This window comes from Pantoea allii (genome assembly GCF_002307475.1).
Classification (GTDB): Bacteria; Pseudomonadota; Gammaproteobacteria; order Enterobacterales; family Enterobacteriaceae; genus Pantoea; species Pantoea allii.
The window spans coordinates 49,574-73,826 of record NZ_NTMH01000017.1 but is presented as its reverse complement, the minus strand read 5'-3'; the positions used below and the strand labels follow the sequence as shown (position 1 = coordinate 73,826).

Annotated in this window: 28 protein-coding genes; 9 read left to right on the top strand and 19 right to left on the bottom strand. The window is 53.6% G+C overall.

Going from position 1 to position 24,253, the window contains the following annotated elements:
* From tuf to fkpA, 9 genes are all read right to left on the bottom strand, one after another.
* Positions 1-1,169 (bottom strand): elongation factor Tu (gene tuf, locus CMR03_RS06130; RefSeq protein WP_028715865.1); only part of this gene is annotated, 1,169 nt, incomplete at its 3' end.
* Between the two features lie 68 nt (positions 1,170-1,237).
* The gene (gene fusA, locus CMR03_RS06125) at positions 1,238-3,352 is read right to left on the bottom strand and encodes an elongation factor G (RefSeq protein ID WP_063877470.1); all 2,115 of its coding nucleotides are present in this window, start codon (positions 3,350-3,352) and stop codon (positions 1,238-1,240) included.
* A 93-nt stretch (positions 3,353-3,445) separates the two neighbouring features.
* Positions 3,446-3,916 carry a 30S ribosomal protein S7 gene (gene rpsG / locus CMR03_RS06120; protein WP_063877471.1) on the bottom strand — a complete coding sequence of 157 codons (471 nt, stop codon included), beginning with the start codon at positions 3,914-3,916 and terminating at the stop codon, positions 3,446-3,448.
* Between the two features lie 96 nt (positions 3,917-4,012).
* On the bottom strand, positions 4,013-4,387 hold the full coding sequence (gene rpsL / locus CMR03_RS06115) for a 30S ribosomal protein S12 (protein WP_006120575.1): 375 nt from the start codon (positions 4,385-4,387) through the stop codon (positions 4,013-4,015).
* A gap of 128 nt (positions 4,388-4,515) precedes the next feature.
* Positions 4,516-4,803 carry a sulfurtransferase complex subunit TusB gene (gene tusB / locus CMR03_RS06110; protein WP_063877472.1) on the bottom strand — a complete coding sequence of 96 codons (288 nt, stop codon included), beginning with the start codon at positions 4,801-4,803 and terminating at the stop codon, positions 4,516-4,518.
* 9 nt (positions 4,804-4,812) lie between these two features.
* Positions 4,813-5,172 (bottom strand): sulfurtransferase complex subunit TusC, encoded by a 360-nt coding sequence (tusC, locus tag CMR03_RS06105; RefSeq protein WP_063877473.1) that lies wholly within the window; start codon positions 5,170-5,172, stop codon positions 4,813-4,815.
* Entirely contained in the window at positions 5,172-5,558 is a 387-nt protein-coding gene (tusD, locus tag CMR03_RS06100) for a sulfurtransferase complex subunit TusD (RefSeq protein WP_096011084.1), read from the bottom strand. The genes tusC and tusD overlap by 1 nt, the downstream gene beginning before the upstream one ends.
* Complete coding sequence (locus tag CMR03_RS06095) at positions 5,558-6,280, bottom strand: helix-turn-helix transcriptional regulator (protein ID WP_063877475.1); 723 nt, start codon at positions 6,278-6,280, stop codon at positions 5,558-5,560. The genes tusD and CMR03_RS06095 overlap by 1 nt, the downstream gene beginning before the upstream one ends.
* Positions 6,281-6,442: 162 nt before the next feature.
* Positions 6,443-7,279, bottom strand: coding sequence for an FKBP-type peptidyl-prolyl cis-trans isomerase (gene fkpA / locus CMR03_RS06090; protein ID WP_024471368.1), 837 nt, complete (start codon positions 7,277-7,279; stop codon positions 6,443-6,445).
* A gap of 269 nt (positions 7,280-7,548) precedes the next feature.
* Between fkpA and CMR03_RS06085 the strand changes: the two genes are divergently transcribed.
* Positions 7,549-7,767 (top strand): protein SlyX, encoded by a 219-nt coding sequence (locus tag CMR03_RS06085; protein ID WP_013027478.1) that lies wholly within the window; start codon positions 7,549-7,551, stop codon positions 7,765-7,767.
* Between the two features lie 91 nt (positions 7,768-7,858).
* Here CMR03_RS06085 and slyD read toward each other — a convergent pair whose 3' ends face one another.
* The 4 genes from slyD to kefG all read right to left on the bottom strand — a co-directional run bounded on the left by slyD (position 7,859) and on the right by kefG (position 11,191).
* Positions 7,859-8,419 (bottom strand): peptidylprolyl isomerase, encoded by a 561-nt coding sequence (slyD, locus tag CMR03_RS06080; protein ID WP_096011083.1) that lies wholly within the window; start codon positions 8,417-8,419, stop codon positions 7,859-7,861.
* Between the two features lie 196 nt (positions 8,420-8,615).
* Positions 8,616-8,810, bottom strand: coding sequence for a YheV family putative zinc ribbon protein (locus CMR03_RS06075; protein ID WP_063877477.1), 195 nt, complete (start codon positions 8,808-8,810; stop codon positions 8,616-8,618).
* Positions 8,811-8,833: 23 nt separating this feature from the next.
* The gene (kefB, locus tag CMR03_RS06070; protein ID WP_096011082.1) at positions 8,834-10,639 is read right to left on the bottom strand and encodes a glutathione-regulated potassium-efflux system protein KefB; all 1,806 of its coding nucleotides are present in this window, start codon (positions 10,637-10,639) and stop codon (positions 8,834-8,836) included.
* Positions 10,640-11,191 carry a glutathione-regulated potassium-efflux system ancillary protein KefG gene (gene kefG, locus CMR03_RS06065; RefSeq protein ID WP_063877479.1) on the bottom strand — a complete coding sequence of 184 codons (552 nt, stop codon included), beginning with the start codon at positions 11,189-11,191 and terminating at the stop codon, positions 10,640-10,642.
* Positions 11,192-11,302: 111 nt separating this feature from the next.
* Between kefG and CMR03_RS06060 the strand changes: the two genes are divergently transcribed.
* Positions 11,303-13,207, top strand: coding sequence for an ABC transporter ATP-binding protein (locus CMR03_RS06060; protein ID WP_096011081.1), 1,905 nt, complete (start codon positions 11,303-11,305; stop codon positions 13,205-13,207).
* Between the two features lie 75 nt (positions 13,208-13,282).
* Here the strand turns inward: CMR03_RS06060 and tauD are convergent, their stop codons facing one another.
* The 4 genes from tauD to tauA are packed head-to-tail and all read right to left on the bottom strand — an operon-like array spanning position 13,283 to position 16,701.
* Positions 13,283-14,122 carry a taurine dioxygenase gene (gene tauD / locus CMR03_RS06055; protein WP_096011080.1) on the bottom strand — a complete coding sequence of 280 codons (840 nt, stop codon included), beginning with the start codon at positions 14,120-14,122 and terminating at the stop codon, positions 13,283-13,285.
* Positions 14,119-14,949 carry a taurine ABC transporter permease TauC gene (gene tauC / locus CMR03_RS06050; RefSeq protein ID WP_096011079.1) on the bottom strand — a complete coding sequence of 277 codons (831 nt, stop codon included), beginning with the start codon at positions 14,947-14,949 and terminating at the stop codon, positions 14,119-14,121. The genes tauD and tauC overlap by 4 nt, the downstream gene beginning before the upstream one ends.
* A complete protein-coding gene (tauB, locus tag CMR03_RS06045; RefSeq protein WP_096011078.1) occupies positions 14,946-15,713 on the bottom strand; it encodes a taurine ABC transporter ATP-binding subunit in 768 nt (255 codons plus the stop codon). The genes tauC and tauB overlap by 4 nt, the downstream gene beginning before the upstream one ends.
* Before the next feature lie 10 nt (positions 15,714-15,723).
* A complete protein-coding gene (gene tauA, locus CMR03_RS06040) occupies positions 15,724-16,701 on the bottom strand; it encodes a taurine ABC transporter substrate-binding protein (RefSeq protein ID WP_096011077.1) in 978 nt (325 codons plus the stop codon).
* Positions 16,702-16,936: 235 nt separating this feature from the next.
* On the opposite strand from tauA, the gene CMR03_RS06035 reads away from it, so the two are divergent.
* Entirely contained in the window at positions 16,937-17,917 is a 981-nt protein-coding gene (locus CMR03_RS06035) for a LacI family DNA-binding transcriptional regulator (protein WP_096011076.1), read from the top strand.
* Positions 17,918-17,919: 2 nt separating this feature from the next.
* Here CMR03_RS06035 and CMR03_RS06030 read toward each other — a convergent pair whose 3' ends face one another.
* Complete coding sequence (locus tag CMR03_RS06030; protein ID WP_063877486.1) at positions 17,920-18,522, bottom strand: LysE family translocator; 603 nt, start codon at positions 18,520-18,522, stop codon at positions 17,920-17,922.
* A 54-nt stretch (positions 18,523-18,576) separates the two neighbouring features.
* On the opposite strand from CMR03_RS06030, the gene CMR03_RS06025 reads away from it, so the two are divergent.
* The 3 genes from CMR03_RS06025 to CMR03_RS06015 all read left to right on the top strand — a co-directional run bounded on the left by CMR03_RS06025 (position 18,577) and on the right by CMR03_RS06015 (position 20,747).
* Positions 18,577-19,593 (top strand): hydrolase, encoded by a 1,017-nt coding sequence (locus CMR03_RS06025; protein ID WP_096011075.1) that lies wholly within the window; start codon positions 18,577-18,579, stop codon positions 19,591-19,593.
* Positions 19,594-19,597: 4 nt separating this feature from the next.
* Entirely contained in the window at positions 19,598-19,816 is a 219-nt protein-coding gene (locus tag CMR03_RS06020) for a YheU family protein (RefSeq protein ID WP_063877488.1), read from the top strand.
* A gap of 61 nt (positions 19,817-19,877) precedes the next feature.
* A complete protein-coding gene (locus CMR03_RS06015; protein ID WP_063877489.1) occupies positions 19,878-20,747 on the top strand; it encodes a phosphoribulokinase in 870 nt (289 codons plus the stop codon).
* Positions 20,748-20,776: 29 nt separating this feature from the next.
* On the opposite strand, the gene CMR03_RS06010 is transcribed toward CMR03_RS06015, so the two are convergent.
* Positions 20,777-21,181, bottom strand: coding sequence for an OsmC family protein (locus tag CMR03_RS06010; protein ID WP_063877490.1), 405 nt, complete (start codon positions 21,179-21,181; stop codon positions 20,777-20,779).
* Between the two features lie 26 nt (positions 21,182-21,207).
* Here CMR03_RS06010 and CMR03_RS24950 point away from each other — a divergent pair, with 26 nt between their 5' ends.
* From CMR03_RS24950 to CMR03_RS06000, 3 genes are read left to right on the top strand one after another with little or no spacing between them, the layout of a single operon-like run.
* Positions 21,208-21,480, top strand: coding sequence for a hypothetical protein (locus CMR03_RS24950; protein WP_141248552.1), 273 nt, complete (start codon positions 21,208-21,210; stop codon positions 21,478-21,480).
* Positions 21,481-21,486: 6 nt separating this feature from the next.
* Positions 21,487-22,119, top strand: coding sequence for a cAMP-activated global transcriptional regulator CRP (crp, locus tag CMR03_RS06005; protein ID WP_000242758.1), 633 nt, complete (start codon positions 21,487-21,489; stop codon positions 22,117-22,119).
* A 58-nt stretch (positions 22,120-22,177) separates the two neighbouring features.
* Positions 22,178-24,253: a YccS/YhfK family putative transporter gene (locus tag CMR03_RS06000; protein ID WP_063877491.1), complete on the top strand. Its 2,076-nt coding sequence runs from the start codon at positions 22,178-22,180 to the stop codon at positions 24,251-24,253.

Below are 24,253 nucleotides of genomic sequence, written 5' to 3'. Positions count from 1 at the left end.
GCAACAACGCCCGCGCCAACGGTACGGCCGCCTTCGCGGATGGCGAAGCGCAGACCTTCGTCCATTGCGATTGGGTGAATCAGGGTAACAACCATTTTGATGTTGTCGCCCGGCATGACCATCTCAACGCCTTCTGGCAGCTCTACTGAACCGGTCACGTCTGTGGTACGGAAGTAGAACTGTGGACGGTAGCCCTTGAAGAACGGAGTATGGCGGCCACCTTCGTCTTTAGACAGAACGTAGACTTCTGACTCAAACTTGGTGTGTGGCTTGATTGAGCCCGGCTTAGCCAGTACCTGACCACGCTGGATGTCTTCACGCTTGATACCGCGCAGCAGAACACCACAGTTTTCGCCTGCCTGACCCTGGTCCAGCAGTTTGCGGAACATTTCAACGCCGGTACAGGTTGATTTCGCTGTATCTTTGATACCCACGATTTCAACTTCGTCGCCGACTTTAACGATACCGCGCTCTACACGACCGGTCACAACGGTACCACGACCAGAGATTGAGAATACGTCTTCGATTGGCAGCAGGAATGGCATATCGATTGCACGTACCGGGTCCGGGATGTAGTTATCCAGGTGACCAGCCAGCTCAACGATTTTCTCTTCCCACTCTGGGTTGCCTTCCAGCGCTTTCAGAGCTGAACCGCGAACGATTGGAGTATCGTCGCCCGGGAAGTCGTACTGTGACAGCAGGTCACGGACTTCCATCTCAACCAGTTCCAGCAGCTCTTCGTCATCAACCATGTCACACTTGTTCAGGAACACGATGATGTAAGGAACGCCTACCTGACGACCCAGCAGGATGTGCTCACGGGTCTGCGGCATTGGGCCGTCAGTCGCAGCAACAACCAGGATCGCGCCGTCCATCTGCGCAGCACCGGTGATCATGTTTTTCACATAGTCGGCGTGGCCTGGGCAGTCAACGTGCGCATAGTGGCGAGACGGGGTTTCATACTCAACGTGTGCAGTGTTGATGGTGATACCACGTGCTTTTTCTTCCGGGGTGCTGTCGATCTGATCGAACGCACGCGCCTGGCCACCGTTGGTTTTAGCCAGAACGGTAGTGATAGCTGCAGTCAGGGTGGTTTTACCGTGGTCGACGTGACCGATGGTGCCCACGTTTACGTGCAGTTTGTTACGTTGAAATTGCTCTTTCGCCATGGCGATATTCCTTACGTTATGCCTTCATCACTTTGGATGAAGGCATCAGTTCAAATTTAAACCGTAGCTTATTTGCTACGAGCTTCAATAACGGCCTGCGCAACGTTGTTCGGCGCGTCGTCATACTTCAGGAACTCCATGGAGTACGAAGCACGACCTTTGGTCAGAGAGCGCAGCTGAGTTGCATATCCGAACATTTCAGACAGCGGGACTTCAGCGTGGATCTGAACGCCAGTAGCGTTAGATTCTTGCCCTTTGAGCATACCACGACGACGGCTAAGGTCACCGATTACGTCACCGGTGTTCTCTTCTGGGGTCTCGACTTCAACCTTCATGATAGGCTCAAGCAGAACTGGCTGCGCTTTCTTAAAGCCATCTTTAAAGGCAATAGACGCGGCTAGTTTAAACGCCAGCTCAGAGGAGTCAACGTCATGGTAAGAACCGAAGTGCAGACGAACACCCAGATCCACAACCGGATAACCGGCCAGTGGGCCTGATTTCAACTGCTCCTGGATACCTTTATCAACCGCAGGGATGAATTCGCCAGGAATTACACCACCTTTGATATCGTTGACAAATTCGTAACCTTTCGGGTTCGAACCTGGCTCCAGTGGGTACATGTCGATAACAACATGACCGTACTGACCACGACCACCAGACTGCTTGGCGTGCTTACCTTCAATACCGGTAACTTTAGAGCGGATCGCTTCACGATAAGCAACCTGTGGTTTACCCACGTTTGCTTCAACGTTGAATTCACGCTTCATACGGTCAACGATGATGTCGAGGTGCAGCTCACCCATACCGGCGATGATGGTCTGGTTGGTTTCTTCATCAGTCCATACGCGGAATGATGGATCTTCCTTCGCCAGACGACCCAGAGCCAGACCCATTTTTTCCTGGTCAGCTTTGGTTTTCGGCTCAACGGCGATAGAGATTACCGGCTCAGGGAATTCCATGCGCTCAAGAATGATGACGTTGTCTGGATCACACAGCGTGTCACCCGTGGTTACGTCTTTCAAGCCGATCGCTGCTGCGATGTCGCCCGCACGAACTTCTTTGATCTCTTCACGTTTGTTGGCGTGCATCTGAACAATACGGCCCAGACGCTCACGGTTTGACTTAACCGGGTTGAACACGGTGTCACCAGTGTTAACCACACCAGAGTAAACGCGGAAGAAGGTCAGGTTACCAACAAACGGGTCGGTAGCGATTTTGAACGCCAGTGCAGCAAACGGCTCTTTGTCGTCTGAGTGACGCTCAGCCGGCGTGTCTTTACCGTCGTCCAGCATACCGTTAATCGCGGTAACGTCAGTCGGTGCTGGCAGGTATTCAACAACCGCATCCAGCATCGCCTGAACACCTTTGTTCTTAAATGCAGAACCACAGGTAACCAGGATGATTTCGTTCTTCAGAACGCGTTTGCGCAGAGATGTTTTGATCTCTTCTTCTGTCAGTTCTTCACCGCCGAAGAATTTCTCCATCAGCTCATCAGAACCTTCAGCTGCAGCTTCAACAAGCTTCGCACGCCATTCTTCAGCCAGTTCCTGCATATTAGCTGGGATATCTTCGTATACGAAGGTAACGCCCTGATCGGCATCGTTCCAGTTGATAGCTTTCATTTTCACCAGGTCAACAACACCGGTAAAGCCGTCTTCTGCGCCGATGGCCAGCTGAAGTGGAACTGGGTTTGCACCCAAGCGCGCTTTCATCTGATCAACAACTTTCAGGAAGTTAGCACCCATGCGGTCCATTTTGTTAACGAACGCAATGCGTGGAACTTTATATTTGTTCGCCTGGCGCCATACGGTTTCAGACTGTGGCTGAACACCACCAACCGCACAGTAAACCATGACTGCGCCATCAAGCACACGCATAGAACGCTCAACTTCGATGGTGAAGTCAACGTGTCCCGGGGTGTCGATGATGTTTACGTGGTGTGGTTCAAACTGCTTAGCCATACCAGACCAGAAACAGGTGGTCGCAGCAGACGTGATGGTAATACCACGTTCCTGCTCCTGCTCCATCCAGTCCATGGTTGCTGCGCCGTCATGGACTTCACCGATTTTGTGGTTTACACCGGTGTAGAACAGAACACGTTCGGTAGTTGTAGTCTTACCGGCGTCGATGTGGGCACTGATACCAATGTTACGGTAGCGCTCAATGGGTGTTTTACGAGCCATTTGATTCCTCTGATTCTTAGACGTTCTAAGTTAAAAAAGCCCAGCAGGTGAGTCACTGGGACGCCCGCTGGGTTAATAACAACTACGAAGCTGTTACCAGCGGTAGTGTGCGAACGCCTTGTTGGCTTCTGCCATGCGGTGAACGTCTTCACGTTTCTTAACTGCAGTACCTTTGTTTTCTGCAGCATCAGAAAGTTCGTTCGCCAGGCGGAGAGCCATAGATTTATCACCGCGTTTACGAGCAGCTTCTACGATCCAACGCATTGCCAGGGCATTACGACGAACCGGACGGACTTCAACTGGAACCTGGTAGGTAGACCCACCAACGCGACGTGACTTAACTTCGACAGTCGGACGCACGTTCTCGAGAGCAACCTCGAACGCTTCCAGGCCATCTTTACCAGCGCGTTGAGCCAGGGTCTCAAGCGCGGTGTAGACGATAGTTTCGGCAGTAGACTTTTTACCATCTACCATCAGGATGTTTACAAATTTAGCCAGCAGCTCTGATCCGAACTTAGGATCCGGCAGAATTTTACGCTGACCAATGACGCGACGACGTGGCATGGAAATACTCCGTTGTTAATTCAGGATTGTCCAAAACTCTACGAGTTTAGTTTGACATTTAAGTTAAAACGTTTGGCCTTACTTAACGGAGAACCATTAAGCCTTTGGCTTCTTCACGCCGTACTTGGAGCGTGACTGCTTACGGTCTTTAACACCTGAGCAGTCCAGCGCGCCACGGACGGTGTGGTAACGCACACCTGGCAAGTCTTTAACACGACCGCCACGGATCAGGATCACGGAGTGTTCCTGCAGGTTATGACCTTCACCGCCGATGTAGGAGGTAACTTCAAAACCGTTAGTCAAACGCACACGGCAAACTTTACGCAGTGCTGAGTTTGGTTTTTTAGGAGTGGTAGTGTACACACGAGTACAAACACCACGTTTCTGCGGGCAAGCTTCCAGCGCCGGCACGTTGCTCTTTGCAACTTTGCGGACGCGTGGTTTGCGAACCAGCTGGTTAACTGTTGCCATTAAATAGCTCCTGGGATTTAGCTTTTTGCTTCGTAAACACGTAATAAATCACCTCGTAGAATTACGAGGAGGCAGAATTTTAGGGCTGTGTCAAAAGGGTGTCAAGAAATAACCAGGGGGTCAGCGAATTACCAGGCCATTTGTTGTCGATGTTTTACCGTTAACGCAACGAAAAAAGTATAGTCTACTGGCTGCACAATGGGAGAAATTTGCTCACTCAGCCCGCGTGCGCTCAGATCGTCTTGCAGCGCCCAGAGTTTTACACCGCAGGCGCTCAGTTTTTCCAGCGCCCTACTGCCCTGGATCGCTGCCAGTACGCCGTCCTGCAACAATAACAGGTCGTCGTCCGGGCTCAACAGTAAGGACAGCGTATCAATGTCGCTGTAAGCCGGCGAATGAAATAAAGTATGCAGCATGACTCGCTCTTAAAAAGTCAGGATTCGGTCAAAGCCAGCCAGTTTTTGACGCAGTAACGGCGCATCTAAAATCTCAGCATCCAAAATACGCGGAGCACTTTCCGCTAAACCGCGAACCCGCAACGCGTCCCGACACAGGTAACATTGCTCGATATCATACAGCGCCAGCACACCAAAGGTCGCGGCATAATGACGACTGTGAATGTTTTCTGGCTGTTGCCCACTGTTGAGCTGAAGTACACCGTCACCAATAAAAAACAGGCCGATGTCATCGCTTAATGCACCGGTCGCCAAGGCAGCATCCAGCCCTTCACGACCTGCACTGGTGCCATGCGGCGCACGAGTAAAGACAAACGCAACACGATTCATCAGAACTGCACCATGCGTTCGCACCGCAGTGCCGCTTCAGCCAGCGCACCTAAGCCGGCCAGCGTGAAGCCGGGTTGCAGATTGGCGCCGGGCAACGCCAGCCTTGACGCTTCCTGTTGATCGGTCACGCCGCGCCGTAATGCTGCTGCGACACAGATATTCAGCGCGACGCCCTGTGCCTGGCTCAGTGACTGCCACGCCCGGACCAGATCAAACTCATCACTGGCCGGTGCCGTCAGCTGATTCGCATTCAGCACGCCTTCCCGGTAAAAAAACACACTGTCCAGTTGATGGCCGGCTGCCAGCAACGCGTTGGCAAACAGCAGAGCGCTGGTCGCCTGTTGCGTGCCATAGGCGGGGCCCGTGACCAACAGCGCGTAACGCATTAGCGATCCTGCCCCTGGAAGTCACCGTTTTTAAACTGACGGATGTAGAGATACACGGTGTGCTTGGAAATATTTAAGCGGTCTGCAACCTGGTTGATGGCATCTTTGATGTCGAAAATACCTTTCTCATACAGGTTTAATACGATCTGACGGTTCTTGGCATTATTCGACACATTGCGATCGGCGCTCACTTCTTCAATAGTAAATTCCAGCGTTTGCATGACCAGGTCGTCTACCGAACTTGCAAAGTTAACGTTGGAGTCAACCTGCTGCATTTCAGGCGGCAGAAATGTCGACATAATCTGTGAAAACGGTACATCAAGGTTCATGTTGATACACAACAGCCCAATAACCCGCTGCTGACGATTGCGAATCGCGATTGTCACTGACTTCATCAACACACCGCTTTTCGCACGGGTAAAGTAAGCGCGGGAAACATTGCTGTCTGCGCCCTGCATATCATGCAGCATGCGCAACGCTAAGTCCGTAATGGGCGATCCGACTTTACGACCAGTGTGCTCACCGTTAGCAATACGCACAGCCGAACAGTTCAAATCCTCCAGTGAGTGCAGGACGATTTCACAATGCGAGCCGATCAGCATGGCAAGGCCATCTACGACAGCCTCATACGACTTTAAAATATCGTAATCAGTTTGCTCGAACGGATGCTGCTCCAGAAGATCGAAGTCGCTCAGTTCACCGGGATTGAATGGATTAGACATTGAAGACATCACCCTACATGGCTGGAGCCTGTCACAGCGGCTTACGGGCAGACTCAATATTGGGATAATTATGCAGGCGATAGTCTGGCAAATGTCGCGGGCTTATGCCAGAGGTTTGTCATAACGCGCAGAAACCGCCACCCGAAGGTGGCGGCAGACAGATTACTGGGATTTCTTCGCGTCAGCAGCAGGTGCCTGCGTTTTTTCATCTGCTTTTGGTGCAGGTTTGATATCAAGCAGTTCAACATCAAAGACCAGGGTAGAGTTCGCTGGAATACCCGGAACGCCGTTCTTACCATAGGCAAGATTCGGTGGGATAACCAGTTTGATCTTACCGCCTTTCTTAACGTGCTTCAGGCCTTCGGTCCAGCCCGGGATCACGCCATCAAGACGGAATGACAGTGGCTCACCGCGGGTGTAAGAGTTATCGAACTCCGTACCGTCGATCAGCGTACCTTTGTAGTTTACGACCACGGTATCGCTGTCTTTCGGCGCATCACCGGTGCCTTCTTTCTCTACTTTGTACAGCAGACCGCTGTCGGTTTTCTTCACGCCGCTCTCTTTGGCAAACTTAGCGCTGTAAGCTTCACCTTTCTCGGCATTTTCTTTCGCATCTTTTTCCATCTTGGCTGAAGCCGCGCCTTTCACACGCACTTCAAACGCCTGCAGTGTTTGCTCGATCTCTTCGTCAGACAGTTTGCTCTTGCCACCAAACGCATCCTGAACACCGGCAATCAGCTGCTGTTTGTCCAGTTTGATGCCCAGCTTCTCTTGTTCTTTCAGAGAGTTGTCCATATAACGGCCCAGTGACGCACCCAAAGCATACGCAGATTGCTGATCTTCATTTTTGAAGGCTGCATTTTTTGGAGCCTGAGGAGCAGTCTGAGGCGCATCGGCTGCTGCCGGTGCCGCTGCAGTTTCTGCAGCCATTGCCAGCGGAGCATTCAGCGCGACGGCCATGGTGGTAGCTAACAATGTGACTTTGAACAGTGATTTCATCCTTTCTCCAAAACCGAAGCCTGACACCTCGGGAATCATTGCGGACTGCGGGCCCACACTATAACTTTACGTGGCAGTGGCGAACACTCCCACAGCGTAATTATCTGGTCTACTTCCGACCTTTTTTGCGTCAGGAAGTTTCACCAGAGATGATGCCATCTGGGCCTTTTTCAAGCTAAACGCTAAATAAAACATAAAAAATAGGGCAATTCTGCAACGTCAGCCTTTAGAATTATGCGCTGAGTAGCACCTTAACAGGAGAACAGGTCATGCAACAGTCAGAGTGGGAACAACGTATTGAAACGCTTGAAAGCAAACTGGCTTTTCAGGAGATGACTATCGATCAACTGAACAATACCGTGGTCCAGCATGAACTTGAAATGAGTAAGATGCGCGAACATATGCGTCTGTTGCTTGAGAAGTTTAAAGCCAGCGCGCCATCGATGATTGCCGATCCGTCAGAAGAAACCCCACCGCCGCATTACTGATACAGGCCTGGGTCCCCGAACATCTGGCGCGATCCGAAAGACGCAAAAAAGTAAGGCCACCCGGAGGTGGCCTTGAAATGCAGAGTCGAACTTAGTGGCTGCAACCGCAACCGCCAGTACCGCAACCACCCTGACCGTGGTCATGATCGTGGTCGTGGTCATGGTCGTGATCGTGGTGATGGCCATCAGCACCGTGAACGTGGCCATGAGCCAGCTCTTCCGGTGTGGCTTCACGAATCGCAACCACCTCAACATTGAAATTCAGGTTCTGACCCGCCAGCATGTGGTTACCGTCAACCACAACATGCTCGTCTTCAACTTCGGTGATTTCAACCGGCACTGGACCCTGGTCGGTTTCCGCCAGAAAACGCATGCCAACCTGTAATTCGTCAACGCCCATAAAGACGTCTTTAGGTACGCGCTGTACCAGGTTGTCATCGTACTGACCGTAAGCGTCGTTTGCCGGGATATGCACGTCAAACTTATCGCCCGCTACGTGGTTTTCCAGCGCGTTTTCCAGACCAGAAATCAGGGAACCATGACCGTGCAGATAGTCTAACGGTGCACTCACCGGTGACTCGTCAACCAACACACCGTCTTCTGTACGTACCTGATAGGCCAGGCTTACCACCAGGTCTTTTGCTACTTTCATGATATCTCCTAACCGTTGAGAACTAAGATCCCGTCTCATTGGTCTATTCTTGCGTGCAATAACACCAACCAGAAAGGTTCGGGGCTGAGTACAAGAGGCTGTCTTTTTCTCTTGCGACCACAGCGTTAATGGCGTCAATTGTAACGGAATTCAATCCCGCTGTGTGGTTAAGCTTAAAAAAAGCTGGGCCATTTCGCTACTCTGGATGGAAAATGCCTATCACTTGCTCATTGCCACGAACCTGATCGCGCGCCTGTTTATCCGCTTCGCGCATTTGATGGCCGCACTTCACACACTCAACGACATCGACATTGTTTTCGCGCCACATAGCCAGCGTGTCTTTTTCCTGGCAGTGCGGACAAACCGCACCGGCAATAAAACGTTTACGCATGATGCTCTACCTGCCTCTTCTGATTACTCATCGTCGTCCCAGTCATGGATCTGACGCCTTTCGTGCTGCATTTCGCGCTGAAAAATATCTTCAAGTTCACGCCGAGCTTCACGTACCCGAGAAATCTGTGCCTTGTCAGATTGGGCGGGCACCAGTTCCCGCAACATACGCATATCCAGCCGACGGAAGTGCTGCTGCGCACGGTGCGCCTGATGCGGATGCATCCCCAGCGACATCAATGTCTTGCGGCCCAGCTCCAGCGCACTGGAGAAGGTTTCACGCGAGAACTGCGTGACGCCTGCCTGCAGCAGTTCATGGGCTTCTACGCGGCCGCGAGCCCGCGCCATGATATGCAGATGCGGAAAATGCTGCTGGCAGAGATGCACAATCGTCATGGCATCTTCAGGATTGCTACAGGTAATTACGATGGATTGCGCACTGGCCGCACCCGCTGCACGTAGCAGCTCCAGCTCGGTGGCATCACCATAATAAACCTTGTAGCCATATTTTCGCATCAGGCTCACTGCGCTGATATCCCGCTCCAGTACCGTGATACGTTTATTGTTCGCCATCAGTAAGCGGCCAACGACCTGACCAAAACGACCAAAGCCCACCACGATAACCTGGGGCTGATCGTCCTCGACGAACGGCTTTTCGGCATCTTCGTCAATTTCATTAAAACGACGCGCTAACAGCCGATCGATGACCTGCATCAGAAGTGGCGTGGTCATCATGGACAGGGTTACGGTAACCAGCAGGAGCGGCAGTTGATCGCCCGAAAACAGTTTGGCCGATGAGGCCGCAGAAAACAGCACAAAGGCAAACTCTCCGCCCTGGCTCAGTACACCGGCAAACTGCTGGCGCTCCGAGCTGCGCAAACCATAAATCCGTCCCAGCACATACAAAACCAGGATCTTCACCGCCACCAGCACCAGTACGCCCAGCAAGATCGCGATAATATGGGTATAGAGCACGCCAAGATTCAGCGCCATGCCTACCGAAATAAAAAACAGCCCCAGCAGTAAGCCTTTAAACGGCTCGATCGCCACTTCCAGCTCGTGCCGGTATTCACTTTCCGCCAACAGGATGCCGGCGATAAACGTCCCTAACGCCATGGATAAGCCCAGCGCATCCATAAACAGCGCCGAACCCAGCACCAACAGCAATGACGCCGCGGTAAACACCTCGCGTACGCCCGAGGCTGCGATATAGCGAAAAATGGGGCGCAGCAAATAGCGGCCCCCAATTAACATGCCGGCAAAGGCCAGCACCTTCATGCCCACTTTCATCCAGTCGATGCTGCCGCTGTCATTTCCTGCCAACAGTGGAATCAACGCCAGAGCCGGTATCACCGCCAGGTCCTGAAACAGCAGCACCGAAAAACCTAACTGCCCGGATTCGCTGCGATTCATGCCTTTATCGCGCATCAGCTGGAGCGCCATCGCCGTGGATGACATTGCCAGGCCAATACCGCCAATGACCGCGGCTCGCCAGTCAAACTTCGTCAGCCACAGCAATGCGCCCAGAATCGCCGCTGAAAAAATGACCTGCGCCGCGCCAATACCAAAAATGGACCGGCGCAGCGCCCACAGCTTTGCCGGATTAAGTTCCAGCCCGATGATGAACATCAGGAACACGACGCCCAGCTCGGAAAAGTGCAGGATCTCGTCAACGTCGCTAATAAAACCCAGTCCCCAGGGTCCGATAGCAATACCGGCCAGCAAATATCCCAAAACTGCGCCAATACCGAGGCGCGCCGCTACCGGTACGATCAGTACCGCCGCGACCAGATAGATCACTCCCGCGGTCAGCAGCGTTTGTCCTTCCATTTATAACCCTCCATTCGGCAGCGGTGCTGCCAGCCAGTCGCTGTATGCGCGGGCATAATTTTTCAGTAAATCGGGGTGCTGGCGGCGGGCCCAGTAGATAATCATCGGCGGCATCCAGTGCATACGGCACATCTGCGCCGTCAGCTCAAAGGGGCGCAAAATGTCATTCATGGAATAACGGTTAAGCCCGTGCTTCTGGAACGCCGTTTCTGGCTCTCCTGTAGTCACAATGCTACGCCAGTATTTTCCTTCCAGCGCATTACCATCTACGCCGTTGGCAAACCCCCGCGACAGTACGCGATCCAGCCACTCTTTTAACAGCGCCGGACAGCTATAGGTATAGAGCGGATGTTGAAAAATAATCACATCATGCTCACGCAGCAGTTGCTGCTCGTGGTAGACATCGATAAAAAAATCCGGGTAGGCAGCATAGAGATCGTGAACGGTGACATGTTCTGTTTTCTCAGCCGCCTCCAGCAAAATGCGATTTGCTTTCGAATCCTGTGCTTCAGGATGAGCAAATAGCAGCAAAATCTTAGGTGGCTGCGACATCCTTTCCCTCCAAAGCGTCGTCATTGGTGCAGATTTCCGCTACCATGCACAACGCAACAAGAACCCAATTATGTTGCAGGTAAATTAACATATTCTGACGATACGGCGCTTATGATTGTCTTCTCTGCCCTACAAATTCGCCGCGGTATTCGCGTCCTGCTCGATAACGCGACCGCTACCATCAATCCCGGCCAAAAAGTCGGGCTGGTGGGTAAAAACGGCTGTGGAAAATCCACGCTGCTGTCGTTGCTGAAAGGCGAGATCAGCAGCGATGCTGGCTCCTTCACCTTTCCCGGCAACTGGTCACTCGCCTGGGTTAATCAGGAAACTCCTGCCCTGAGCCAGGCTGCCCTTGACTATGTCATCGATGGCGATCGTGAGTACCGCCAGCTTGAAGCGGAACTGGCAGAGGCGAACAGCAGCAATGACGGAAATGCCATCGCCCTGTTGCACGCTAAGCTCGACACCATTCAGGCATGGACGATTCAGTCACGTGCCTCAAGCTTGTTGCACGGGCTGGGATTTAGTCAGGAACAGCTTCAGCGTCCGGTGAGTGATTTTTCTGGCGGCTGGCGCATGCGACTTAACCTGGCGCAGGCGTTGCTGTGTCGTTCAGACCTGCTGTTGCTGGATGAACCGACTAACCACCTCGATCTGGATGCGGTTATCTGGCTGGAGCGCTGGCTGAAAAGCTATGAAGGCACACTGATTTTAATCTCGCACGATCGCGACTTCCTTGATCCTGTGGTGGATAAAATTATCCACATCGAGCAGCAAACGATGATCGAGTACACCGGCAACTACAGCTCCTTCGAACGCCAGCGCGTAGCCAAACTGGCACAGCAGCAGGCGTTATATCAGAGCCAGCAGGAAAAAGTGGCTCACCTGCAAAAATATATTGATCGCTTCCGCGCTCAGGCGACCAAAGCGAAGCAGGCCCAAAGCCGCATTAAGATGCTGGAGCGCATGGAGCTGATTGCGCCTGCGCACGTCGATAATCCCTTTAGTTTCAGCTTCCGCGCACCGGAAAGTCTGCCTAATCCGCTGCTGAAAATGGAAAAAGTGACCGCAGGCTATGGCGATCGCATTATTCTTGATGCCATTAAGCTTAACCTGGTGCCCGGCTCACGTATTGGCTTGCTGGGCCGCAACGGTGCCGGTAAATCCACGCTGATCAAGCTGTTGGCTGGCGAGCTTAGCGCGAAGGCGGGCGAGATTGGCCTGGCAAAAGGCATTAAGCTGGGTTACTTCGCCCAGCATCAGCTCGAATTCCTGCGTGCCGACGAATCGCCTTTACAGCATCTTTCCCGTATCGCACCGAAAGTGTTAGAGCAGCAGCTACGTGATTACCTTGGCGGCTTTGGCTTTCAGGGCGATAAAGTCACGGAGATCACCGAACGGTTCTCCGGTGGAGAAAAGGCACGCCTGGTGCTGGCGCTCATCGTCTGGCAGCGCCCTAACATGCTGTTGCTGGATGAACCCACCAACCATCTGGATCTGGATATGCGTCAGGCATTAACCGAGGCGCTCATCGATTTCGAAGGGGCGTTAGTGGTGGTCTCGCACGATCGCCATCTGTTACGCGCCACAACGGACGATCTCTATCTGGTTCACGATGGCAGCGTCGATGTGTTCCCCGGCGATCTGGAAGATTATCAGCAGTGGCTGAGCGATCTGCAAAAACAGCAGACGCAGCAGGACGCGGCACCTAAGCAGGACAATGGCAACAGCGCCCAGGCCCGTAAGGATCAGAAGCGCCGTGATGCGGAGCTACGGACGCAAACCCAGCCGCTGCGCAAAGAGATTGAGAAATTAGAAAAGCAGATGGCGAAATGGCAAAGCCAGCTCGCCGACGCCGAAGCACTACTCTCGGACAGCGCCATCTACGAACAGCAGCGTAAGGCCGATCTCACTGCCGCGCTACAGAAGCAGGCCGAGAGTAAATCGGCGCTGGAAGAGGTGGAGATGGCCTGGCTGGAGGCACAGGAGCAACTGGAAACGATGCTCACCGCCTGATCCAGGCGGCTGCGCGGGGACGTCTTCATCTCATCTGAATTTACACCGCCGTACCGGCTCAGCGTCCGGTACGGTTCAATAGGGTTTATCGCCCAGCACCGTTGCCCGTTGCATCACCCGCCGTGTTGGATAATAGTCCGCATTCGCATAGTGCTGTGTAACCCGGTTGTCCCATATGACCAAATCGTTTGGCTGCCAGCGCCAGCGCACCTGAAACTCCGGTTTCGTCACGTGGGCAAACAAGAAGCCCAATAGCGCCTCGCTCTCTTTCTGACGGATATCCATGATTCGGGTAGTAAATCCCTCGTTCACAAACAGGGCTTTTTTGCCGCTGACGGGATGCGTACGGATCACCGGATGGTACACCGGTGGGTTTTTCGCGACGGCCTGTTGCCAGCGCTGATGCTCCTCTGGCGTGTTGCGGTGCTTGTATTCGGGAAACGATTTTGTAAAGTCATGTTCAGCCTGCAGTTCAGCCAGTAAGGTTTTAAAAGGCGCAGACAGCGCCTCATACGCCGCGATGCCGCTGGTCCACAGCGTGTCACCGCCACACTCCGGCAGCACTTTGGACGCAAGCAACGCCACGGCTGGCGGCGTTTGAATAAAGGTCACATCGGTGTGCCAGTTATCATTATCTGGCGGATTATCCTGGTGCGTATCCAGAACAATGATCTCTTCAACGCCTTCCGCATGCGGATAAACCGGGTGGATATGAAGATCGCCAAAGCGAATCGCCAGCGCACGATGCTGTTCGGGCGTAATAACCTGCTCACGCAGGAACAGGACCTGGTGGCGCAGCAGCGCATGATAGAGCTGTTCAAACTGCGCGTCACTGAGCGGACGGGATACATCAAGGTTGCCAACCTGGGCACCAATAAAAGGCCCGAGTGGCTTAATCTCTAACTTTTCGTTCATTTTTGCTCTCCATTCCAGGGCGTCAGGCGGCGCTGCAGCGCACGCAGACTCAGCTCTAAACTAAACGCAACCACGGCAATGACCGCGATCCCCGCCAGCACCACATCTGTCGCCAGAAACTCACCCGCCGACTGCACCATAAAACCTAAACCCCGGGTGGCCGCGATAAGCTCGGCGGCCACCAGCGTTGACCATCCCACACCAAGGCCAATTCGTAATCCCGTCAGTATCTCTGGCAAGGCGCCGGGTAAAATGACCCAACGTAGCTGCTGCCAGCGGTTCGCTCCCAGCGATGCCGCCGCGCGCAGACGCACCTGCTGCGCATTGCGCACGCCAGCGACCGTCGACAGCACCACCGGGGCGAATATCGCCAGAAAAATCAACAATATTTTCGATGTCTCACCAATACCGAACCAGATGACCATCAGGGGCAAATACGCCAGCGGCGGCACGGGCCGGTATAGCTCAATCAACGGGTCGATCAGCGCACGCACCACCGGGCTGATGCCCATGGCCATCCCCACCGGGATGCCGATCGCCGCTGCCGCAGTTAAGGCAATCAGCATACGTGTCAGGCTGGCGGCCAAATGCTGCCACAGCGTGGCGTCCATAAAGCCTTGTGGACCGGCAACCAACAGCAGCTTTCGCACCACCTGCTGTGGCGAAGGTAAAAACAGCGGTGCAATCAGCCCCAGCGCGGTCACACTCCACCAGATGAACAGCAGCAGGAGCAGGCTTAACGCGCTCAACGTAAACGGGGTGGAAAAAGGCCAGCGCAGGCGACGCTGGCGCACGCTTGTCGGCTCGTCATTGAGCAGCGCACTCATACAAATGCCTCCCGTTGTTCAAATACCCGACTCAGTACATATTCCCGCTGAGCAATAAAATCAGGATCGGATTTGATGCTGCGGCAGGGTTCGCCCTCCACAAAACGCTGACCGAAATTAAGTGTCAGTTTTTCCTGTACCCGGCCCGGCGCCGGAGAGAGCAGTACCAGCTCGCTGGCCAAAAAGATGGCTTCTTCAATGTCATGGGTGATAAGCAGAATCTGCTTACCGCTGTTACGCCACAGGGTTAATAGCAGCGTTTGCATTTGCTCGCGGGTGAACGCGTCAAGCGCGCCGAAAGGCTCATCCAGCAGCAATAACTGTGGATCGGCCGCCAGCGCCCGGGCGATACCAACGCGCTGACGCTGACCGCCGGATAGCTGCCAGATCTGCCGTTTTTCCGCGCCTTCCAGCCCAACGCTTTTGATAAAGCGCCGCGCAATCACTTCACGCGGCTGGCGCGCCATGCCGGCGAGCTGTAAACCGAAAGCCACATTATCCAGTACGTTACGCCACGGCAGCAGGCCTTCACTCTGAAACACCACGCCACGCTCTGCGCCCGGCCCGAGAACAGGCTTTTCGTCCAGGGAAATCGCGCCGGATTCGACCGGTAAAAACCCGGCAATCAGGTTAAGTAAGGTGGTTTTGCCACAGCCTGACGGCCCCAGAACCACCATCAGCGCTTTTTTATCAAGCTGCAGCGTGATGTCCTGTAACACAGGCTGACCGGCATAACTCGCGTTCAGGTGAGCGATACGTAACATGCTGTTCTCCTCAGGGTTTAACCAGGGGCGCAACAAAACGGCTGGTCACATAACTGCTGTAATCATTGCCCGCCTGCGGCACTTTGCCCTGCGCTTTCAAAAACTGCGCCGTATCCACAATGGCTTGATTAACAGGCTGTTCCAACTGCGTAACCTGTTGCGCGGCGGTGAGGTAGGTATTGCCCTTAACCAGCGCCGGAACCTGCTGTTCTGGCACGCCGCTTAAACGCGCGAGTTTGCGCAGATTGTCGGGCTGTTTAAGCCACTGCTCGGGATTGTCGAGATAGGCTTTCTGCGCCTCAAGGGCGCTGCGGGCAAAGGCGGTAACGATATCAGGATGTTGCTGAGCGAAGTCTTTGCGCACGACCCAGACATCCAGCGTGGGCGATCCCCAGCGGCCAACCTGTGAAGAGTCCGTTAAGACGTGGCCGTCATTTTCCAGCGCATTCACTGCGGGCGCCCAAACGTACGCACCGTCAATGTCGCCGCGTTGCCAGGCTGCCACAATGGCGGGCGGCTGTAGATTCACCAGTTGAACCTGGGAAGGCTTGATGCCCCAGTGTTTTAAGGCAGAGAGCAAGCTGTAGTGCGTGGTGGAAATGAACGGGACGGCGATGCGTTTACCTATCAGGTCCTGAGGACTGGCGAGGTTTTTTTTGACCACCAGCGCCTCTGAATTCCCTAACTGTGAGGCCAGTAAAAAAGCTTCGACAGGCAGCTGTTGCGTCGCCGCCACGGCTAACGGACTGGACCCAATATTGCCGATCTGGACATCACCCGAGGCCAGTGCCCGCAGTACGCCCGCGCCGCTGTCGAATTTGCGCCACGCAACCGTCGCACCGCTCTCTTTGGCAAAGGTGTTATCTGCCTGCGCCACTTTGGCCGGTTCCGCCGAGGTTTGATAAGCCACCGTCACATTGACCGCGCAGGCCTGAAAGGCCAGCAATGACAGCACAGAAGCCAGAATCGTTAATCGCCCTTTCAACATGATTTTTTCCCATCACTTTTATGATGTGGGCAGTGTTGCTGGCGGGATTAATTTCACAAAGGAATTAAAAGTTATCCCTAATAGAAAGAAATTCTTAGATCATCATCTGCAATAGATTGCCGTTATATGCAAATTAAAATTCAGACAAAAAGCCATAAATTTGTCAGGCGCTCACATGCAGGTTGTGCTATTGATATGCGCTATTATTTGCTCCCTGGTGAGGTCTGCGAGTTCGATGTCGATCGACAAAGTTGCCCTGTTAGCTGGCGTGTCTAAGGCCACGGTATCCCGCGTGCTTAACGCTCACCCAGGTGTGAAGGCGGATACGCGTCAGAAAGTGCTGGATGCCATTTCCACAAGCGGCTATCAACCCAACCTGTTAGCCCGTCAACTGCGTACCTCGCAAAGCCATATGTTGCTGGTACTGATTTCAGATATCACCAATCCCTTTTGCGCCCGGGTGGTGCAAGGCATTGAAGCGGAAGCAGAAATGCACGGCTACCACATCCTGCTGTGTAATTCTGCCTCACAGTTTAAACGTGAGGCTGCTTACCTGACGCTGTTAACGGGCAAAGTGGTTGATGGCGTCATTACGATGGACGCGGCGGCCGGCCTGCAAAGCCTTATTGATATCATCGGCGATTCGCCCTGGATTCAGTGCTGTGAGTTTGATCCACAGATTGCGGCCTCCTCGGTCTCCATTGATCATCTTGAAGCCGCCCGTGACACCATACATTACCTTGCCGCCAGGGGCCGCAAGCGCATCGCGCTGGTGAATGGCGACCTGCGTTATCTGTATTCCCAGTATCGTGAGCAGGGCTATCGCCAGGCCATCGAACAGTCGGATTTGGGCTGGGCAGAGGTGGTGTATACCGAAGGCATTTCCTGTGAGGAAGGCAGCCGGGCGTTACAGGAGATGTTACGCCTGCCAGAACGACCGGACGCCGTCTTTGCCGTTTCCGATGTGCTGGCAGTTGGCGTGGTCCATGCGGCGCTGGAAGCTGGCTTGCGCGTACCGGACGATCTCGCCGTGGTCGGTTTTGACGGTATCCCGTTTACCAGTAGCCTGAATCCGCCGTTGACCACCATAGAGCAACCGATGTATCAGCTGGGTGCACGCAGCGTACAGTTGCTCCTGAAGAAAATTCGCCAGCCGCACGCGCCGGTTGTCAGGGAAGTGTTACCCTGGAAACGCCTGGAGCGTGCGTCCAGTTAGGATCAGTGCCAGATCAGCAGTACGCACGCCGCCGTTAACAGCCCCATGCTGAGGTTAAATATTTTCCACGCGCGCGGACTGCGTAAAATGCGGCCGATCATGGCGCCAAAGCCCATCCAGATAATGCCCGCCACCAGATTGACCATAAACATCCCCCCGCTGATTAACAGTACAGAGTGATGATAACCGGCACCGGCCAGGCTAAAGCTCGCTATCGCCCCCAGGGCCATTAACCAGGCTTTGGGATTGATCAGCTGCAACAATCCTCCCTGCCAGAAAGGCATGGGCGCGACCGGCACCGCATCGGTCTCGAGCTTTTCATAGGCCGCGGTGGCGATTTTCCATGCCAGCCACAGCAAATAGAGGCTACCGGCCACTTTCAGAATCAGGTGCAATGAGGGATAGAGCAGAATCAATCCCCCTACGCCAAACGCCACCATGAGGAGCATCAGCTGCATACCAATCATGATGCCAACCATCAACGGAATGGTGCGAATAAAACCAAAGTTGGCACCTGAGGCGGTGAGTAACATATTATTAGGTCCGGGTGTTATCGCCGCGACCCAGAGAAACCCTAACAGTGATAAAAAAAGACTGAGTTCCATTTAACCGGGTTCTCCCTCCATTATGTAAAAACTTATCGAAGCTAACAGTGTGATATGGAACAGACAAGCCTTTACAACATGAAATTTTCGGGCCCGGATGGCGCGGCGTTTATCCCTGTGCGCGGCCTGGCGAATCCTCATCTGCAAACCCTGCTGCCGCGCCTCCTCCGCCGCACGATAAGAGTCACGCCTCACTGGCAACGGCTTGATTTACCCGATGGTGATTTTGTCGACCTGGCCTGGAGTGAAGATCCGCAGTTTGCACAGCATAAACCGCGCGTAGTGTTGTTTCATGGTCTGGAAGGCAGTTTCCACAGTCCCTATATCCACGGCCTGATGCAGGTTTGCAAGCAACGTGGCTGGCTGGCCGTAGTGATGCATTTTCGCGGCTGCAGCGGCGAGCCGAATCGTCTGAACCGGATTTATCACTCAGGAGAAACCGAGGATGCACGCTTTTTCCTGAACTGGCTGACGACGCGCTGGGGCCGCGTTCCGACCGCCGCGGTGGGGTTTTCGCTGGGCGGGAACATGCTGGGTTGCCTGCTGGGGCAACAGGGAAATGATGCCGTCATTGATGCCGGCGTTATTGTTTCTGCGCCGCTGCTGCTTGAGCCCTGTAGCGCCCGACTGGAACGTGGATTTTCCCAGGTTTATCAGCGTTACCTGCTGAGCCAGCTTAAAAAAAATGCTCAGCGCAAACTGCACGCATGGCCTGACACTTTACCGATAGATCTTAAACAGCTCAGCGCGCTGCGCCGCCTGCGAGACTTTGATGACGCGATCACCGCCCGCGCTCATGGCTTTGCCGATGCCACGGATTATTATCACCGCGCCAGCGCTATGCCGCTGCTTCGCTCGGTGGCAAAACCGTTGCTGATCATCCATGCGAAAGACGACCCGTTTATGAGTGATGAGGTGATCCCGCAGAATGACCAATTATCTGCCACTATTACCTATCAACTGACGCGCCATGGCGGTCATGTTGGCTTTGTTGGTGGCACCTTGCGTCAGCCTCAGTTGTGGCTCGAACAGCGCGTGCCACAGTGGATTTCCCCTTACCTGGATAGCTAACCCTGTGATGATTCCCTGGCAACAGGTTTCCCCCGAAACCCTCGAAAATTTAATTGAAGCCTTTGTCCTGCGAGAAGGCACCGACTACGGTGAACAGGAGCTCAGCCTGACGGAAAAAGTCGCCGATGTGCGACGTCAGCTGCAGCAAGGTGAGGTGGTTCTGGTCTGGTCTGAGCTTCACGAATCGGTAAACATCATGCGCAAAAGCGAGTTTCGCGGCTGATGCACAGAATGAAAAATCGTGCTAACAATGCTCATCGCCCGACTTCACAGGGAGTTTTACTATGTCTGCACGCCATCCGATCATAGCGGTAACGGGTTCCAGTGGCGCGGGAACCACCACCACCAGCCTGGCATTCCGTAAAATTTTTCAGCAACTCAATTTGCACGCGGCCGAGCTGGAAGGTGACAGCTTTCACCGTTTTACCCGGCCAGAAATGGATATGGCGATTCGTAAAGCACGCGATCTGGGTCGCCATATCAGCTATTTTGGCCCGGAAGCGAATGACTTTGGCCTGCTGGAACAAACCTTTATTGAATATGGTGAGCACGGCAAAGGCCAGTCACGGAAATACCTGCACACCTACGACGAAGCCGTGCCCTGGAATCAGGTGCCGGGCACCTTTACGCCGTGGCAGCCGCTGCCTCCGGATACGGACGTGCTTTTTTATGAAGGACTGCACGGCGGGGTGATGACGGCTCAGCATAACGTCGCTGAAAAGGTGGATTTACTGGTCGGCGTGGTGCCGATTGTCAACCTGGAGTGGATTCAGAAGCTGGTCCGCGATACCGGTGAACGCGGTCATTCCCGTGAGGCCGTCATGGATTCAGTTGTGCGCTCGATGGAAGATTACATCAACTTCATAACGCCACAATTCTCACGCACCCATATCAACTTTCAGCGCGTCCCTACCGTGGATACCTCCAACCCGTTTGCGGCCCGCACCATTCCTTCGCTGGATGAGAGTTTTGTCGTCATTCACTTTCAGTGTCTGGAAGATATTGATTTCCCTTATCTGCTGGCCATGCTGCAGGGATCGTTCATTTCCAATATCAATACGCTGGTGGTACCGGGCGGAAAAATGGGACTGGCGATGGAGTTGATTATGGCGCCGTTGGTGAAACGGCTCATGGAAGGCAAACGCATTGAATAAAATCAGAGGCCGCGCGGGCCTCTGAGAGATCACAGCTCGATAACCTCGTAGCTGTGGGTGATCGCGACCCCTTTGCCTAACATAATGGCAACCGAGCAATATTTTTCCGCCGACAGGTCGACCGCACGCGCCACGGCTTTATCTGAAAGTGCTTTTCCACTCACGATAAAATGCAGGTTGATACGGGTAAAGATGCGAGGGGCTTCTTCCCGACGCTCTGATTCGAGTTTTACTTCGCAATCAGCCACATCGTTGCGGCCTTTTTGCAAAATTGAAACCACATCAATTGCGCTGCATCCACCAGCCGCCATCAGCACCATTTCCATAGGACTGGGCGCTTTATCACCGGAATTACCATCCATTAAGACCTGATGGCCGGATGATGATTCGCCGAGGAATGTTAACCCTTCAACCCATTTGACTCTTGCCTGCATAATTTCGCCCCCAGAATACCCTGTTTTTGCGCCAGAGTACGCTTTTGCCTGGTAAACAGCAATCCAGAGAAATCAGCCTCATTGCTGAAGCGAGACAACACAAGACAGTCGGCGAAAGCTGTGCTACAAACAGTGCTGAAAATATTTTTTCGTCATCCGAAGATGAAGCCGGGAAGAATTATGCGCTCTGCGCCGAATGCAGCCCGAATAATTTCCTGAATGGAAACACGCTTAACGCTTTCATCGCCTGGCAGGGAAACAGAGCCCTGTATTTTGGGCACGATTACAATAGAGGATAATAGCGAATGGTTCTCGGCAAACCGCAAACAGACCCTACACTTGAATGGTTCCTGTCCCATTGCCATATTCACAAGTATCCATCCAAAAGTACGCTGATTCATCAAGGTGAAAAAGCCGAAACGCTTTACTACATCGTGAAAGGTTCCGTCGCGGTACTGATTAAGGATGAAGAAGGCAAGGAGATGATTCTTTCTTACCTGAATCAAGGCGATTTTATTGGTGAGCTTGGCCTGTTTGAAGAAGGTCAGGAACGCAGCGCCTGGGTACGTGCGAAAACGGCGTGCGAAGTAGCAGAAATTTCCTACAAGAAATTCCGTCAGCTCATCCAGGTTAACCCGGATATTCTGATGCGTCTTTCTTCACAGATGGCGCGCCGTCTCCAGGTGACGTCAGAAAAAGTGGGAAATCTCGCGTTCCTGGATGTCACCGGACGCATTGCACAGACGTTGCTTAACCTGGCTAAACAGCCTGACGCCATGACGCATCCTGACGGCATGCAAATTAAAATTACTCGTCAGGAAATTGGCCAAATCGTTGGTTGTTCACGTGAAACCGTGGGCCGTATCTTGAAGATGCTGGAAGATCAGAATCTGATCTCCGCACACGGCAAAACCATCGTTGTTTACGGCACCCGCTAAGCCTTATTATTCACGGCGTGATGGCAACATTATGCCGTGAATATCTTGTGTTGAGCCCATGTGGCGAAGAATAATTTATCACCCCGAAGTTAACTATGCGCTGCGCCAGACTCTGGTGTTGTGCCTTCCGGTCGCGCTCGGCTGGCTGTTTGGCGATCTGCAAAAAGGGTTGCTGTTCTCATTAGTTCCCGCCTGCTGCAATATTGCTGGCCTGGATACACCGCACAAACGTTTCTTTAAGCGCCTGATTATTGGCGGCAGCCTGTTTGCCTTTGGCAGTTTGCTGATGCAGTGGCTACTGCTCAAAGACGTCCCTCTGCCGTTGATTCTGTTTGCGATGCCGTTACTCCTTGGCGTCACCGGTGAAATCAGCCCGCTGCACGCCCGACTGCTGCCCGGTACGCTGATTGCCGCGATTTTTACCATCAGCCTGATTGGTCGTATGCCCATTTACGTGCCCCCGCTGCTGTATATCGGCGGTACGCTCTGGTACGGATTATTCAACTGGTTTTGGTTCTGGCTGTGGAAAGAGCAGCCGATGCGCGAAAGCCTGAGTTTAATCTACCGTGAGCTGGCAAATTACTGTGACGCAAAGTACAGCTTGCTGACGCAGCTTACCGATCCTGAAAAAGCCCTGCCGCCCCTGCTGGTGCGTCAGCAAAAAGCGGTCGACCTGATTAACACCTGCTACCAGCAGATGCATATGTTGTCCGCAAGCCGCGATCACAGCCATAAACGTCTGACCCGGGCATTTCAGGTGGCGCTGGATTTACAGGAACATATCTCCGTCAGCCTGCATCAGCCGGAAGAAGTCCAGAAGCTGGTGGAACAAAGCCATGCGGAAGCCGTCATCCGCTGGAATGCCAGGACGATTTCAGCCCGACTGCGCGAGCTGGCCGACGATATTCTGTATCACCAACTCTCCAGCCGTTTTGATATGGACAAGCAGCTGGGTGCGCTGGAAAAAATCGCCCGCCAGCATCCGGACAATCCGGTGGGTAACTTCTGCCTCTATCATTTCAGCCGCATCGCCCGGGTACTTCGTACCCAAAAGCCGCTTTATCAACGTGACCTGATGGCCGATCGCCAGCGTCGTTTGCCGCTGCTGCCCGCGCTGCGAAGCTATCTGTCGTTGCGTTCTTCCGCGCTGCGCACCGCCGGTCGTTTTGCCGTCATGCTGATGCTGGGCAGCGCCCTGGCGGTGTTTTTCTCGATTCCAAAGCCCTACTGGATTTTGATGACAATCATGTTTGTCAGCCAGAGCAACTACAGTGCAACCCGGGTTCGTATCCAGCACCGGGCCCTGGGCACCTTTGCCGGGTTGGTCATTGCGGCAGCCTCGCTGCGCCTGGATGTGCCAGAACCGCTGGTGTTGAGTATCATGCTGGCCATTACCTTTATCAGCTATCGCTTTACCCGACAGTTTTACGGCTGGTCGATGGTAGGATTTACGGTCACGGCCGTTTATACGCTGCAACTGCTCTCCCTTAACGGGGCACAGTTTTTATTGCCCCGCCTGTTGGATACGCTGATGGGTTGCCTGATCGCCTTTGGTGGCATGTTATGGCTGTGGCCGCAGTGGCAGAGCGCGTTGTTGCGTCAGAATGCGCATGATGCACTGGAGGCCTGTCAGGACGCACTGCGGATGTTACTCGGCCCGGAGCAGTCTCCAGATAAGCTGGCTTACCAGCGGATTAAGGTCAACCAGGCCCATAACGCGGTGTTTAATTCCCTGAATCAGGCGATGCAGGAGCCGGGATTTAACTCACGCTACCTGCAGGATATGCGCTTATGGGTCACGCACTGCCAGTTTATTGTTGAACACATCAATGCCATGACAATTCTGGCGCGCGAACACACCATGCTGCCACCCACGCTGGCCGAGCACTATCTGCAATGGTGCGAGATTGCACTGCAACGTTGCCAGCAACGACTGGAATATGATGGGGAAAGTTCGCAGACGGATCTGCTGCAGGGCGTTGAAGATATTAACGAGGGGCCCGTTACGGTGCTGGAGCAGCACGTCCGGCGCATTCTTGATCATCTGAAAGTGATGCACACGATCTCATCTTTGGCCTGGAACCAGCGGCCTCATCATGGCCGCTGGCTGATGCGCAGTCTGCGCCGGAAATAA

What these genes read in the sequence shown, in the direction of transcription:
- fusA (WP_063877470.1), bottom strand. Translation starts at nt 3,352, where the DNA reads ATGGCTCGTAAAACACCCATTGAGCGCTACCGTAACATTGGTATCAGT.
- rpsG (WP_063877471.1), bottom strand. Translation starts at nt 3,916, where the DNA reads ATGCCACGTCGTCGCGTCATTGGTCAGCGTAAAATTCTGCCGGATCCT.
- rpsL (WP_006120575.1), bottom strand. Translation starts at nt 4,387, where the DNA reads ATGGCAACAGTTAACCAGCTGGTTCGCAAACCACGCGTCCGCAAAGTT.
- tusB (WP_063877472.1), bottom strand. Translation starts at nt 4,803, where the DNA reads ATGCTGCATACTTTATTTCATTCGCCGGCTTACAGCGACATTGATACG.
- tusC (WP_063877473.1), bottom strand. Translation starts at nt 5,172, where the DNA reads ATGAATCGTGTTGCGTTTGTCTTTACTCGTGCGCCGCATGGCACCAGT.
- tusD (WP_096011084.1), bottom strand. Translation starts at nt 5,558, where the DNA reads ATGCGTTACGCGCTGTTGGTCACGGGCCCCGCCTATGGCACGCAACAG.
- CMR03_RS06095 (WP_063877475.1), bottom strand. Translation starts at nt 6,280, where the DNA reads ATGTCTAATCCATTCAATCCCGGTGAACTGAGCGACTTCGATCTTCTG.
- fkpA (WP_024471368.1), bottom strand. Translation starts at nt 7,279, where the DNA reads ATGAAATCACTGTTCAAAGTCACATTGTTAGCTACCACCATGGCCGTC.
- CMR03_RS06085 (WP_013027478.1), top strand. Translation starts at nt 7,549, where the DNA reads ATGCAACAGTCAGAGTGGGAACAACGTATTGAAACGCTTGAAAGCAAA.
- slyD (WP_096011083.1), bottom strand. Translation starts at nt 8,419, where the DNA reads ATGAAAGTAGCAAAAGACCTGGTGGTAAGCCTGGCCTATCAGGTACGT.
- CMR03_RS06075 (WP_063877477.1), bottom strand. Translation starts at nt 8,810, where the DNA reads ATGCGTAAACGTTTTATTGCCGGTGCGGTTTGTCCGCACTGCCAGGAA.
- kefB (WP_096011082.1), bottom strand. Translation starts at nt 10,639, where the DNA reads ATGGAAGGACAAACGCTGCTGACCGCGGGAGTGATCTATCTGGTCGCG.
- kefG (WP_063877479.1), bottom strand. Translation starts at nt 11,191, where the DNA reads ATGTCGCAGCCACCTAAGATTTTGCTGCTATTTGCTCATCCTGAAGCA.
- CMR03_RS06060 (WP_096011081.1), top strand. Translation starts at nt 11,303, where the DNA reads ATGATTGTCTTCTCTGCCCTACAAATTCGCCGCGGTATTCGCGTCCTG.
- tauD (WP_096011080.1), bottom strand. Translation starts at nt 14,122, where the DNA reads ATGAACGAAAAGTTAGAGATTAAGCCACTCGGGCCTTTTATTGGTGCC.
- tauC (WP_096011079.1), bottom strand. Translation starts at nt 14,949, where the DNA reads ATGAGTGCGCTGCTCAATGACGAGCCGACAAGCGTGCGCCAGCGTCGC.
- tauB (WP_096011078.1), bottom strand. Translation starts at nt 15,713, where the DNA reads ATGTTACGTATCGCTCACCTGAACGCGAGTTATGCCGGTCAGCCTGTG.
- tauA (WP_096011077.1), bottom strand. Translation starts at nt 16,701, where the DNA reads ATGTTGAAAGGGCGATTAACGATTCTGGCTTCTGTGCTGTCATTGCTG.
- CMR03_RS06035 (WP_096011076.1), top strand. Translation starts at nt 16,937, where the DNA reads ATGTCGATCGACAAAGTTGCCCTGTTAGCTGGCGTGTCTAAGGCCACG.
- CMR03_RS06030 (WP_063877486.1), bottom strand. Translation starts at nt 18,522, where the DNA reads ATGGAACTCAGTCTTTTTTTATCACTGTTAGGGTTTCTCTGGGTCGCG.
- CMR03_RS06025 (WP_096011075.1), top strand. Translation starts at nt 18,577, where the DNA reads ATGGAACAGACAAGCCTTTACAACATGAAATTTTCGGGCCCGGATGGC.
- CMR03_RS06015 (WP_063877489.1), top strand. Translation starts at nt 19,878, where the DNA reads ATGTCTGCACGCCATCCGATCATAGCGGTAACGGGTTCCAGTGGCGCG.
- CMR03_RS06010 (WP_063877490.1), bottom strand. Translation starts at nt 21,181, where the DNA reads ATGCAGGCAAGAGTCAAATGGGTTGAAGGGTTAACATTCCTCGGCGAA.
- crp (WP_000242758.1), top strand. Translation starts at nt 21,487, where the DNA reads ATGGTTCTCGGCAAACCGCAAACAGACCCTACACTTGAATGGTTCCTG.
- CMR03_RS06000 (WP_063877491.1), top strand. Translation starts at nt 22,178, where the DNA reads ATGTGGCGAAGAATAATTTATCACCCCGAAGTTAACTATGCGCTGCGC.